Genomic DNA, 11,918 nt, shown 5'->3' with positions numbered 1-11,918 from the left:
TGTCAGCCGCCCGAAGCGGGTATATGTTTGGCTGACGAATCAAACAATGCTCTGCGAAAGGATTGCCGTATGGCCAAGCATACGCAGGTGATTCTCATCGACGATCTCGATGGCGGCGAGGCCAATGAGACGGTCACCTTCGCGCTTGATGGCAAGGCTTATGAGATTGATCTCAGCGATGGGAACGCAAAGAAGCTGCGCGAGGCGCTGTCGCCTTTCGTCAAGGGAGCGCGGCACGCCGAGCCGACTCCTGTCCGTGGCCGCCGTCGTGGCGTCGCGGGTGGTGCCCAGCGTGCGATGAGCCGAGAGAAGAGCGCGGAGATCCGCGCTTGGGCGAAGGCCCACGGCCACCCGGTCAGCGAGCGTGGTCGCATTGCCGCCTCGATCGTCGAGGCGTACGACTCCGCCCACTGAGGGGGCTATTGATCGTGCGGTCAAACCGATCGTCGGATGTTACGACGTTCGGTTTGACCGCACGATTCTGTTTGTACTTCCCTAAACCTCGTTCGCTTGCGGCGTATCGGGAACACCTCGCCCCCGACAGGTAGTTGGATGAAGGGTGAACGCCCTGCTCTCGGGGAACGTCCCCTCTGATAGGAGCGGTTGCCGGGTCGGGGCTACCATGCGGAAGGACGGGGCCGGATATGCCGGGTCCGCCTGACCGCTCTGTGAGGAGCGACGAGATGTTCGAGAGGTTCACCGACCGTGCGCGGCGGGTTGTCGTCCTGGCCCAGGAAGAGGCCCGGATGCTCAACCACAACTACATCGGTACCGAGCACATTCTTCTTGGCTTGATCCATGAGGGTGAAGGCGTTGCCGCCAAGGCTCTGGAGAGCCTGGGCATCAGTCTTGAGGGTGTGCGCCAGCAGGTCGAGGAGATCATCGGCCAGGGGCAGTCGGCGCCTTCGGGGCACATTCCCTTCACCCCGCGCGCCAAGAAGGTCCTTGAGCTGTCGCTCCGCGAGGCCCTGCAACTCGGCCACAACTACATCGGCACCGAGCACATCCTGCTCGGCCTCATCCGTGAGGGTGAGGGCGTGGCGGCCCAGGTGCTGGTGAAGCTGGGGGCCGACCTCAACCGAGTGCGGCAGCAGGTCATCCAGTTGCTCCACGGCTACCAGGGCAAGGAGCCCGCGGCGGCCGGGGGCCCGCAGGAGGCGGCACCGTCGACCTCCCTTGTGCTGGACCAGTTTGGCCGCAACCTGACCCAGGCCGCCCGTGAGGGCAAGCTCGACCCGGTCATCGGCCGGGAGAAGGAGATCGAGCGGGTCATGCAGGTCCTCTCCCGGAGGACCAAGAACAACCCCGTTCTTGTGGGCGAGCCCGGCGTCGGCAAGACCGCCGTCGTCGAGGGGCTGTCCCAGAAGATCGTCAAGGGCGAGGTTCCCGAGACGCTCAAGGACAAGCAGCTCTACACGCTGGACCTGGGCGCGCTGGTCGCGGGTTCGCGTTACCGCGGTGACTTCGAGGAGCGCCTGAAGAAGGTGCTGAAGGAGATCCGCACCCGCGGCGACATCATCCTGTTCATCGACGAGCTGCACACTCTGGTCGGCGCGGGCGCCGCCGAGGGCGCGATCGATGCCGCCAGCATCCTCAAGCCGATGCTGGCCCGCGGCGAGCTGCAGACCATCGGCGCCACCACGCTCGACGAGTACCGCAAGCACCTGGAGAAGGACGCGGCTCTGGAGCGGCGCTTCCAGCCGATCCAGGTGGCCGAGCCCAGCCTCAGCCACACCATCGAGATCCTGAAGGGTCTGCGGGACCGTTACGAGGCGCACCACCGGGTGTCCATCACCGACGGCGCGCTCGTGGCCGCGGCCACGCTGGCCGACCGGTACATCAGCGACCGGTTCCTGCCCGACAAGGCGATCGACCTGATCGACGAGGCCGGCTCGCGGATGCGCATCCGCCGGATGACCGCTCCGCCGGACCTGCGCGAGTACGACGAGAAGATCGCCAACGTGCGGCGCGAGAAGGAGTCCGCGATCGACGCGCAGGACTTCGAGAAGGCCGCCGCGCTGCGCGACCAGGAGAAGCAGCTCCAGCTCAAGCGCGAGCGCCGGGAGAAGGAGTGGAAGGCCGGCGACATGGACGTCGTGGCCGAGGTCACCGAGGAGCTCATCGCCGAGGTTCTCGCGACCGCCACCGGCATCCCGGTCTTCAAGCTGACCGAGGAGGAGTCGCAGCGACTGCTCCGCATGGAGGACGAGCTCCACAAGCGGATCATCGGTCAGGACGACGCGATCAAGGGTCTGTCCCGGTCGATCCGCCGGACCCGCGCCGGTCTGAAGGACCCGCGCCGTCCGGGTGGCTCGTTCATCTTCGCCGGCCCGTCCGGTGTCGGTAAGACGGAGCTGTCCAAGGCGCTGGCCGAGTTCCTGTTCGGGGACGAGGACGCGCTGATCATGCTCGACATGTCCGAGTTCATGGAGAAGCACACCGTCTCGCGGCTGTTCGGCTCCCCGCCCGGCTACGTCGGGTACGAGGAGGGTGGCCAGCTCACCGAGAAGGTGCGGCGCAAGCCGTTCTCGGTGGTCCTGTTCGACGAGATCGAGAAGGCCCACCCGGACATCTTCAACTCGCTGCTGCAGATCCTGGAGGACGGTCGCCTGACCGACGCCCAGGGCCGCGTGGTGGACTTCAAGAACACCGTCATCATCATGACGACCAACCTCGGCACCCGGGACATCTCCAAGGGCATCGGGGTTGGCTTCGCGAAGTCCAACGACGTGGAGAGCAACTACGACCGGATGAAGGCCAAGGTCCAGGAGGAGCTCAAGCAGCACTTCCGGCCCGAGTTCCTGAACCGCGTCGACGACATCGTGGTCTTCCACCAGCTCACGCCGAAGGAGATCATCCAGATCGTCGATCTGATGCTGGCCCAGGTGGACGAGCGGCTCAAGGACCGGGACATGGGCCTGGAGCTCAGCGCCGCCGCCAAGCAGCTGCTCGCCGACCGCGGCTACGACCCCGTGATGGGCGCCCGCCCGCTGCGCCGTACGATCCAGCGCGAGCTGGAGGACATTCTCTCCGAGAAGATCCTGTACGGCGACCTGCGTCCGGGCCAGGTCGTCAAGGTCGACATCGAGGGCGAGGGCGACACCGCGAAGTTCACCTTCACGGGCGAGGCCAAGAGCCCCGAGGTGCCTGACTCGGCCGCCTCGATCGCGGAGCCGATCCAGCACTGAGCACCGGCGAGCATCCTCGCCGACGGAACCCCGCGTGAGACATCGCTCACGCGGGGTTTCTGTTTTATCCGGCACCGGGCTATGCCACCACCCGATGTAGTACTACACTGCGTAGAGCGCCCGCCGGAGACACGACGGGCCCGGTATCACTCCCGCGGCGTACCCAGAAATCAGCTGCGGGGCGGACGCGGTAACCGGGAGCGCCGAGGCAAGCTCGGTGGCCCGGGCCGGATTCCCGGCCGGGAGAGGACTCCCGTCCCGTGTGGCCAGGACAGGCCATGTGGGCCAATGGGGCCGGGAAGCGGACAAGCCTTGGAGGGACCTGATGCGCCTGTTGCACGACGACGGGACGCTCGTTCATCTGGCCTACAACACGGGAGTGCATCCCGCCGAGGACCTGGAGAACCTGATCGCGCACCTCACCCGCTACGCGGTGCCGGTGCGCAGGAAGCTGGGCGTGGACCGGCTCGGTGTGTGCCTGTGGCTCGCCCCGGCGGTCGCCGACCACCTCTCGGCCGACCGCATAGAGCTGGTGCGGCTGCGCCGGTCGCTTGAGGAGCGCGGCCTGGAGGTTGTGAGCCTCAACGGCACCGGAGGCCGCCACCAGGAGACTCCCGGTCCCGACTGGGCGAAGCCCGAACGCTACCGGTACACGATGGCCCTGGCCAAGATCCTCGCGTTCCTGCTGCCGGACGACGTCCGGTTCGGCAGCATCTCGACGATCCCGATCGGCTGGCGCCGCGACTGGCCGGCCGACCTGCACTCGATCGCCTCCCGCCGGCTTGAGCGGCTCTCCCGGGAGCTGCGCGGCCTCTACAGCGTGACCGGCAAGACCATCCGGGTCGGGTTCGAGCCGTGGCCCGGGTGTGTGCTGGAGACCACCGAGCAGGCCCTGCGGCGGGTCGGCGGCATCGACTCCGAGCACCTCGGCGTGTGCCTGGACGCCTGCCACCTGTCCCTGGGGGACGAGAAGGCCGGCGAGGCGCTGCGTGGGCTGGCCCAGTCCGGCGCGCCGGTGGTGAAGCTCGGCCACGTGCACAACCACGGCAAGGAGAGCCCGAGCACCCAGCCGGTGATCGAGGGCACGCTCAACGCGATCCTGTCGGGCGCGGTGAGCGGCAGCGCCCACGTCGAGGTCGAGGTCCACGACTGGATCGCGCCGAAGACGAAGGGTCCGGCGGCGCTCGTCGCGCGACTGGCCGACGAGCTCGACTGGACCCGCAGCAACCTGACCGCCCTCGGGCTCAAGCTCGCCGCCTGATCAGGCGGGCAGCCGGTACGTCCCGTCCGCGAGGACCTCGGCCAGCCCGTCGTCCAGGAGGCCGTCCAGAGCCCGCTCCCGCTGGACATGGTCCGCCCAGACCATGTCCAGCGCCTCTTTGGGCACCGGGCCGTGCGTCTCGCGCAGGACGGCCAGCAGCCGCCCCCGGCACTGCCGGTCGGTGCCCGCGTACGTCTGGCCGCGCCGCACCGGGCCGTCGTGGGCAGGCCGCCCGGCGAGGCGCCAGGCGCACTGGGCGGCGACCGGGCAGCCCTCGCAGCGCGGAGCCCGCGCCGTGCAGACGAGCGCGCCGAGCTCCATCACCGCGACCGCCCAGCGCGGCGCGCCGACGGCGGGGATGAGCGACTCGGCGAGCCTGCGCTCGGCCGACGTGGTCGCCTTCGGCGGGTATTCCTCGCCGCGTACGGTCCGCGCCAGCACCCGGCGGACGTTCGTGTCCAGGACGGCGTGGCTGCGCCCGTAGGCGAAGCTCGCGACCGCGGCGGCGGTGTAGTCCCCGATGCCGGGAAGCGCCCGCAGCGCCTCATAGGTGTCGGGCACGCGGCCTTCGTGCTCGGCCGTGATCGCTCGGGCGCAGGCGTGCAGGTTCAACGCCCGGCGCGGGTATCCCAGGCGGCCCCAGTGCCGTACGGCCTCGCCCGGCGGCTGCGCGGCCAGCGCCTCGGGGGTGGGCCAGCGCTCCATCCACTCGGTCCAGATCGGCAGCACCCTGTTGACGGGGGTCTGCTGCAGCATGATCTCGCTGACGAGGATGCCCCACGGGGTCGCCTCCGGCCGGCGCCACGGCAGATCCCGGTTGTGCTCGGCGTACCAGTCGAGGATGGGCTCGCGCAGGGAGATGGCCACCTGCCGACCTTACCGGGGCCGCCGTGCCGTAACGTCGGCGAGCCGTTCCCCTTCGCGCCCAACGACTCACCATACTTACCGTATGGATCCGGACACGTTCCGTAGTGACATCAGCGTCGAGGGGACGGACGTCTACTGGCGTCGTCGCATGGCGGTGCTCACCGGCGTTCTCGTCGTGGTGGCGGTCGTGGCCTGGGCATGCACGAGCGCCTCGGGGCGGCAGACGCCCACCGGAGCGACCAAGGGCGCCACGCCCGCGCCCGACGCGTTGGTCGTCTCGCTGCCGTCGCCGCTCGCCTCGCCCTCGGCAAGCCCCTCGCCCACCCCCTCGCCGTCCGGCGAGAAGGAAGCCAAGGACGGCAAGGACGGCAAGGGCGGCAAAGAGGATAAGGGCGCCAAGGACGCGAAGGAGGCGAAGGCCGCCGCGCCGCGCCGCCCCGGCGATCCCTGCGACCCCAAGGAACTCGTGCTCAGCCTGCGGGGCGGCCAGCAGACGTACGCGGGGAGCACCGAACCGACGTTCCTGCTGACCATCGTGAGCACCGCGAAGGTGGACTGCACCGTGGACGTGGGCCCCCGGGTGCTGGAGACGCGCATCATCTCGGGCAACGACCGGGTGTGGTCCACGGCCGACTGCGTCAGCGGCGCCGGCGACGACATCCAGATGCTCAAGCGCGGCATTCCGTACGTGCGGACCATCCGCTGGGACCGGCACCGCTCGGGGGCGGACTGCACGGCCAAGCGCGCGGCGGCCATGCCGGGCACGTACGTCGCCTGGACGCACGCGGACGGCCTGGACGGCCTGCACAGCCCGAAGACGGTCTTCTCCCTGCGGTGACCGCGACCGGCGGCGTGACCCGGGCGCGGATGTCCGGGACGACTCAGATGTAGCGTTCGAGCAGCGAGGACTCCGCGAGGCGGGACAGCCCCTCGCGGACGCTGCGGGCCCGGGTCTCGCCCACGCCGCCCACCGACTGGAGATCGTCGACGCTGGCGGCCAGGAGCTTCTGCAGCCCGCCGAAGTGGTCGACGAGCCGGTCCACGATCGTGCCGGGCAACCGCGGCACCTTGGCCAGCAGCCGGAAGCCGCGGGGGCTGACCGGCCCGTCCAGGGCGCTCGTGTCGGGGTAGCCGAGCACGTGGGCGACCTTCGACGGGTCGAGCAGATCGCCGGAGGACAGCGCGTCGAGCGCGTGCAGGTGCTCGGTGAAGTCGCCCGAGCGCTCAAGCGTGGAGTCGGGCAGGTAGTCGCGCACGATCAGCTCGCGGTCGGCGTCCACGCCGGCGACCAGCTCGTCCAGCTGGAGCGAGAGCAGCCGGCCGTCGGTGCCGAGCTCGACGACGTAGCCCTCGATCTCGCCCGCGATGCGGCGGACCATCTCCAGCCGCTGAACCACCGTCACCACCTCGCGGACGGTGACCAGATCCTCGATCTCCAGGGCGGACAGCGTGCCGGAGACCTCGTCCAGCCGCATCTTGTAGCGCTCCAGAGTCGCGAGCGCCTGGTTGGCCTTGGAGAGGATCGCCGCGGACTCCTCCAGGACGTAGCGCGTGCCGTCCAGGTAGAGCGCGATCATCCGCATCGACTTGCTGATCGCGATCACGGGGAAGGGCGTCTGCCTGGCCACCCGCTGCGCCGTGCGGTGGCGGGTGCCGGACTCGTCGGTCGGGATGGCGGGGTCGGGCACGAGATGCACGCCCGCGCGGACGATCCGCAGATCGCCGCTGTTCAGCACGATCGCGCCGTCCATCTTGGCGAGCTCGCGCAGCCGGGTCGCGGCGAACTCGACGTCGAGTTCGAAACCGCCGGTGCAGATCTCCTCGACGGTGCGGTCGTAACCGAGGACGATGAGCCCGCCGGTGTGGCCGCGGAGCACCCGCTCCAGGCCCTCGCGCAGCGCGGTGCCAGGGGCGACGGCGGCGAGAATCGCCCTGCGCCGCTCGTCAGATCCCTTGTCGTTGTATGGCACGTGACCCCCGCGGTCGGACGCATTACCCCGCCCAGTTTACCGGCGCAAGTCAGCCCTCACCGGACGTGTGAGAGAGCCTCCCAGACGTACTCCGCCTCGGTGACCTCGAAGCCCGGGGCGAAGGTCGTGGTGCGCAGCACGGGCTCGCGGACCGCGACGAGATGGCCGCGCGACGGGGCCCGTTCCAGCTTGGGCGCCTCGTCCTCAAGCGACCCCTTGGGGACCAGCGCGCGGGTGAAGCCGAGCCGGGCCGCCTCCGACAGGCGGCGCCGTACGTCGCGGACCGGGCGCAGCTCCCCGGCGAGCCCCACCTCGCCCAGCACGACCAGCCCGGCGGGCAGCGCCTGATCGGCGGCCGCGCTCACCACGGACAGCATGAGGGCCAGGTCGACGGCGGGGTCGGTGAGCCGGATGCCGCCCACCGTGGCGGTGAACACGTCGCATTTGCCGATCTTGGCCTGTAGGCGGCGCTCCATCACCGCGAGCACCATCGCCACCCGGTAGGAGTCCAGACCGGACGAGGTCCGCCTCGGCTGCGGCGCCTCGGTCGGGCCGACGAGCGCCTGCACCTCGGCGGGGATCGGGCGGGTGCCCTCGATGGTGACCGTGACGCAGGTGCCCGGCACCGGCTCGGCGTGGCGGGACAGGAACAGCCCGCTGGGGTCGGTGATGCCGGTGATGCCGCGCTCGTTCAGGTCGAAGCAGCCGACCTCGTCGATCGGGCCGAACCGGTTCTTCACCGCGCGGACCATGCGGAGCCGGGAGTTGCGGTCGCCCTCGAAGGAGAGCACCACGTCGACGAGGTGTTCAAGCACGCGGGGACCGGCGATCGTGCCGTCCTTGGTCACGTGGCCGACGAGGACCGTGGACATGCCGCGCTCCTTGGCCAGGCGGACGAGGTTGCCCGCGACCTCGCGCACCTGGGTGACGCCGCCCGGCACGCCGGTGGCCTCGGCGGAGCCGATGGTCTGCACCGAGTCGACGATGAGCAGCCGCGGCTGGACCTTCTCCACATGCGCGACCAGGGCTGACAGGTCCGTCTCGGCGGCGAGGTAGAGCTTGGGCTCGATCGCGCCGATGCGGTCGGCGCGCATCCGGACCTGGGCGGCGGACTCCTCGCCGGTGACGTAGAGGACGGTCTCGTGGGCCGCGGTGCGCGCGGCGGCCTCCAGCAGCAGCGTGGACTTGCCGATGCCGGGCTCGCCGGCGAGCAGGACGACCGCGCCGGACACCAGGCCGCCGCCGAGCACCCGGTCGAGCTCGCCCACCCCGGTGGTGCGGGCGTGCGCGACCTCGGCCTTCACCTCGCCGATCGGGACCGCGGGCGCGCTGACCGCGCCCGGCTTGACCACGTTGACGCCCTGGCGGGCGCCGGCCTCCTCGACCGTGCCCCACGCCTGGCACTCGCCACAGCGCCCCACCCACTTCGCGGTGGTCCACCCGCACTCGCCGCACCGGTAGGACACCCTCTGCTTCGTCGCCACGGGGGCACGCTACCGGTCCGCGCCGACAATCAGGGACGTACGTCCAGGGCGTGCCCGGCTCAGAAGCACCCGTCGAGGTCGGAGAGCAGGAGGCGCTTGGGCTTGGCCCCGCGGATCTGCCGGATCACCTCGCCGTTCCGGTAGAGGTTGAGCGTCGGGAAGCCGAGGACGTCGTACCGGCGGGCGATCTCCGGATGGTCGTCGGCGTTGATCTTGGCCACCGTGAGGCGGTCGCCGTACTCGGCGGCGATCTCCTCCAGAATCGGGGCGATCATGCGGCAGGGCGGGCACCACTCGGTCCAGAAGTCCACCAGGACGGGTTTGTCACTCCGCAGCACCTGTTCGTCGAACGTCTCGGTGGTCAGGGTGATCATGGCTCTCCTCCTTTGGAAAACATGCAGCCGGGACAGGCCAGTGCGAGCTGGGACGCCACCTCGGCCCTGCGGGCGAGCAGCGCGCGGACCTCGGCGTCGATCTCGGCCAGCTTGCGCCGGTAGACCGCCACCGAGTCGGGGCAGGCGTTCCCCGAGGGTTTGCCCGCGCGCAGGCACTCCACGAACGGCCGGGCGTCCTCCAGGGTGAACCCCACCGCCATGAGCGAGCGGATCTCCGCGACCAGCCGCACGTCGGCCTCGTCGTACTCCCGATATCCGTTCGCGGAGCGGCGCGCCTCGATCAGCCCCTGCTGCTCGTAGTAGCGCAACGCCCGGGTGCTCACCCCCGCGCGCTGAGCCAGCTCCCCTATACGCATCGGCCCTCCCAGAGCCTCGACCGTAAGCCTTGACGCCAACGTCAATGTCAAGGCGTACAGGGGATCAGAAATGCCGCCAGCGCAGGATGTTGGGGTAGGCGATCTCCAGGCCCTCGGTCTCGTTCACCGCGGCGCCGGCGACCTCGGGCGTGAACTCGATCCGCAGCACGCTCTCCAGGTCGGCCCTGGACGCGAAGACCATCCGCAGGTCGAGCTCGCGGCGCTGCCAGCCCTGCCGGGACCAGAACGCCTCCACGCCCTCGGGTGAGTACGAGGGCAGTGAGCGGCGGAACCAGCGCCCGAAGGCGCCCCTCGTGGCGTCCAGGTCCACCACGAAGGCCGTGCCGCCGCGCCGCATGACCCGGGACAGCTCGCGCAGCCCCGGCTCGCATCCGGGCCCGAAGAAGTACGCCCAGCGGGCGACGGCCACGTCCACCGAGGAATCGGGCACGGGAAGCTCCTGCGCCGTGCCCGTACGGACCCGGACGTTGGGCAGGGAGGCGCAGCGGGAGGCGGCGTGCGAGGCGAGGCCGGCGTGCGGCTCCACCCCGACCACGCGGGCGGCGGTCGCGGCGAGCACGGGCAGGTGGAAACCGGTGCCGCAGCCGATGTCGAGCACGTTGGCGCCGTCCCAGGGGCGGATCTCGCGCATGGCCGCGTCGGCGGCCCCGTCGGGGTCCACCGCCTGGTTTTCCACCTCGTAAATTTGCGGGGAGTTCCAGATGTTCGGACTGGGAATCGCCCCGGTCAGGATGCGCGCCATGCGTCAACGATAGGTTGTGATCTTGGCTGCATCATTGTGGCGTCGCGGCACTCGCTCTACTCGCAGCTTAGGCTGGATCCGTGAGTGCCATCCGTGTCCCCAGCGCGAAGATCGCGTTGTCAACGGCGTCGGTGTACCCCGAGCGGACGCCGGACGCCTTCGAGCTGGCGCAGCGCCTGGGATACGACGGCGTAGAGATCATGGTCGGGCAGGACCCGGTCAGCCAGGACGTCGATGTTCTCCAGCGGCTGGTGGATCACTACCAGATGCCGATCCTGGCCGTGCACGCACCGTGCCTGCTCGTGACCCAGCGGGTGTGGGGGCGCGACCCGTGGCTCAAGCTGCAGCGCGCCCGGCGGGCGGCCGAGCGTCTCGGCGCACGGACCGTGGTGGTCCACCCGCCGTTCCGCTGGCAGCGGGACTACGCCAAGGACTTCGAGGTCGGGCTGGCGCGGATGCGCGAGGAGACCGACGTGGTCTTCGCGGTGGAGAACATGTTCCCGCTCCGGGCCCGCGGCAACGAGGTCGTCCCGTACGCGCCGGGGTGGAGCCCGGTCGACTACGACTTCCCGGACGTCACGCTGGACCTGTCGCACACCGCGGTGTCGGGGTCGGACGCGATGGAGATGGCGGCCAAGCTCGGCGACCGGCTGGCGCACCTGCACCTGGCCGACGGCGTCGGCACCACCAACAAGGACGAGCATCTGGTGCCCGGACGGGGCAACCAGCCGTGCGCCCAGATGCTGCACCGCCTCGCGAGCAACGGGTACGACGGCCTGGTGGTGCTGGAGATCAACACCCGCAGGGCGGCCGGCCGGAGCGAGCGGATCGACGATCTGGCCGAGGCGTTGGCCTTCGCGCGGCGGCACCTGGCGGCCCCGGGCCGGCGATGACGGATCAGGCGGCGCCGCGGCGGCGGCCGGGCCGTAGGCCGGGGTCCGCCGACACGCGCGGCCAGGTGCTCGCCGCCGCGCGGAAGATCTTCGCCGAGAAGGGGTACGACAAGGCGACGGTCCGGGGCATCGCGGCCGAGGCGGGGGTGGACCCGGCGCTCGTCCACCATTACTTCTCCTCCAAGGAGGGCGTCTTCGTCGCGGCCATGCAGTTCCCCATGGTGCCGGCGGACGTGCTCCCGAAGATCATCGCCGGCCCGGGCGAGCAGATCGGCGAGCGGATCGTCCGTTTCCTGCTGACGATGACGTCCGCGCCCGAGGCCCGCGAGCCCATCGTGGCGCTGATGCGAACCGCGATGGTGAACGAGCAGGCGGCCGGCATGCTGCGCGAGTTCATCACCGACGCGATCCTGAGCCGGGTCGCGCAGGCGCTGTCCATCCCACCCATCAGGATGGAGGTGGCCTTCGCCCAGATGTTCGGGGTACTGATGATGCGGTACATCGTCGAACTGGAACCGCTCGCCTCGGCGGACACGGAGGAACTCGTCGAGATCCTCGCCCCTACGGTGCAGCGATACCTGACCGTGTGACCCGGGTCGTCCCGCTCCAGAGCTTTCTTCTACCATCGGGGCCGGGCGTACCGTCTTTTGCCCGAGAAGTTACCCGCGGGTAGGATTTGGTACGGCCTCGGCGTAATCGTGGGATGACCTGCGTTTGTACGCTGGCAGCCAACTTCGGTAT

At 70.0% G+C, this 11,918-nt stretch carries 12 protein-coding genes; 6 read left to right on the top strand and 6 right to left on the bottom strand.

Annotated features, from left to right (window positions below; translation table 11 throughout):
• The first annotated feature begins 69 nt into the window (after positions 1-69).
• The 3 genes from AWQ71_RS28480 to AWQ71_RS28470 all read left to right on the top strand — a co-directional run bounded on the left by AWQ71_RS28480 (position 70) and on the right by AWQ71_RS28470 (position 4,449).
• Positions 70-414 (top strand): histone-like nucleoid-structuring protein Lsr2, encoded by a 345-nt coding sequence (locus AWQ71_RS28480; protein ID WP_067138528.1) that lies wholly within the window; start codon positions 70-72, stop codon positions 412-414.
• Between the two features lie 269 nt (positions 415-683).
• A complete protein-coding gene (locus AWQ71_RS28475; RefSeq protein ID WP_067138527.1) occupies positions 684-3,188 on the top strand; it encodes an ATP-dependent Clp protease ATP-binding subunit in 2,505 nt (834 codons plus the stop codon).
• Positions 3,189-3,513: 325 nt separating this feature from the next.
• On the top strand, positions 3,514-4,449 hold the full coding sequence (locus AWQ71_RS28470; RefSeq protein ID WP_067138525.1) for a sugar phosphate isomerase/epimerase family protein: 936 nt from the start codon (positions 3,514-3,516) through the stop codon (positions 4,447-4,449).
• Here AWQ71_RS28470 and AWQ71_RS28465 read toward each other — a convergent pair whose 3' ends face one another.
• Positions 4,450-5,316, bottom strand: a complete 867-nt coding sequence (locus tag AWQ71_RS28465; protein ID WP_067138523.1) for an iron-sulfur binding domain-containing protein — start codon at positions 5,314-5,316, stop codon at positions 4,450-4,452.
• A gap of 82 nt (positions 5,317-5,398) precedes the next feature.
• On the opposite strand from AWQ71_RS28465, the gene AWQ71_RS28460 reads away from it, so the two are divergent.
• Positions 5,399-6,154 carry a hypothetical protein gene (locus AWQ71_RS28460; RefSeq protein WP_067138521.1) on the top strand — a complete coding sequence of 252 codons (756 nt, stop codon included), beginning with the start codon at positions 5,399-5,401 and terminating at the stop codon, positions 6,152-6,154.
• Between the two features lie 43 nt (positions 6,155-6,197).
• On the opposite strand, the gene disA is transcribed toward AWQ71_RS28460, so the two are convergent.
• From disA to AWQ71_RS28435, 5 genes are all read right to left on the bottom strand, one after another.
• The gene (disA, locus tag AWQ71_RS28455; RefSeq protein ID WP_067138519.1) at positions 6,198-7,286 is read right to left on the bottom strand and encodes a DNA integrity scanning diadenylate cyclase DisA; all 1,089 of its coding nucleotides are present in this window, start codon (positions 7,284-7,286) and stop codon (positions 6,198-6,200) included.
• Between the two features lie 56 nt (positions 7,287-7,342).
• A complete protein-coding gene (gene radA, locus AWQ71_RS28450; RefSeq protein ID WP_067138517.1) occupies positions 7,343-8,770 on the bottom strand; it encodes a DNA repair protein RadA in 1,428 nt (475 codons plus the stop codon).
• Positions 8,771-8,829: 59 nt separating this feature from the next.
• Complete coding sequence (trxA, locus tag AWQ71_RS28445) at positions 8,830-9,144, bottom strand: thioredoxin (protein WP_067138515.1); 315 nt, start codon at positions 9,142-9,144, stop codon at positions 8,830-8,832.
• Positions 9,141-9,521, bottom strand: coding sequence for a MerR family transcriptional regulator (locus tag AWQ71_RS28440; protein WP_067138513.1), 381 nt, complete (start codon positions 9,519-9,521; stop codon positions 9,141-9,143). Before AWQ71_RS28440 ends, trxA begins: the two co-directional genes overlap by 4 nt.
• Positions 9,522-9,585: 64 nt before the next feature.
• Positions 9,586-10,284, bottom strand: coding sequence for a class I SAM-dependent methyltransferase (locus AWQ71_RS28435; protein ID WP_067138511.1), 699 nt, complete (start codon positions 10,282-10,284; stop codon positions 9,586-9,588).
• An 80-nt stretch (positions 10,285-10,364) separates the two neighbouring features.
• Between AWQ71_RS28435 and AWQ71_RS28430 the strand changes: the two genes are divergently transcribed.
• Together AWQ71_RS28430 and AWQ71_RS28425 are read left to right on the top strand one after the other, a co-directional pair.
• Complete coding sequence (locus AWQ71_RS28430; protein WP_067138509.1) at positions 10,365-11,177, top strand: sugar phosphate isomerase/epimerase family protein; 813 nt, start codon at positions 10,365-10,367, stop codon at positions 11,175-11,177.
• Positions 11,174-11,767 carry a TetR/AcrR family transcriptional regulator gene (locus tag AWQ71_RS28425; RefSeq protein WP_067138507.1) on the top strand — a complete coding sequence of 198 codons (594 nt, stop codon included), beginning with the start codon at positions 11,174-11,176 and terminating at the stop codon, positions 11,765-11,767. The genes AWQ71_RS28430 and AWQ71_RS28425 overlap by 4 nt, the downstream gene beginning before the upstream one ends.
• Positions 11,768-11,918 lie beyond the last annotated feature (151 nt).

It is taken from the genome of Microtetraspora malaysiensis (assembly GCF_001528665.1).
GTDB classification, from domain to species: domain Bacteria; phylum Actinomycetota; class Actinomycetes; order Streptosporangiales; family Streptosporangiaceae; genus Microtetraspora_A; species Microtetraspora_A malaysiensis.
Note: the sequence above shows the minus strand (reverse complement) of the source record. Positions and strands in the feature narration are given on the sequence as shown.

Bases quoted from the DNA above. Each gene is read 5' to 3' on its own strand.
- AWQ71_RS28480 (WP_067138528.1), top strand. From the start codon at position 70: ATGGCCAAGCATACGCAGGTGATTCTCATCGACGATCTCGATGGCGGC.
- AWQ71_RS28435 (WP_067138511.1), bottom strand. From the start codon at position 10,284: ATGGCGCGCATCCTGACCGGGGCGATTCCCAGTCCGAACATCTGGAAC.
- AWQ71_RS28440 (WP_067138513.1), bottom strand. From the start codon at position 9,521: ATGCGTATAGGGGAGCTGGCTCAGCGCGCGGGGGTGAGCACCCGGGCG.
- AWQ71_RS28470 (WP_067138525.1), top strand. From the start codon at position 3,514: ATGCGCCTGTTGCACGACGACGGGACGCTCGTTCATCTGGCCTACAAC.
- AWQ71_RS28425 (WP_067138507.1), top strand. From the start codon at position 11,174: ATGACGGATCAGGCGGCGCCGCGGCGGCGGCCGGGCCGTAGGCCGGGG.
- trxA (WP_067138515.1), bottom strand. From the start codon at position 9,144: ATGATCACCCTGACCACCGAGACGTTCGACGAACAGGTGCTGCGGAGT.
- AWQ71_RS28475 (WP_067138527.1), top strand. From the start codon at position 684: ATGTTCGAGAGGTTCACCGACCGTGCGCGGCGGGTTGTCGTCCTGGCC.
- AWQ71_RS28460 (WP_067138521.1), top strand. From the start codon at position 5,399: ATGGATCCGGACACGTTCCGTAGTGACATCAGCGTCGAGGGGACGGAC.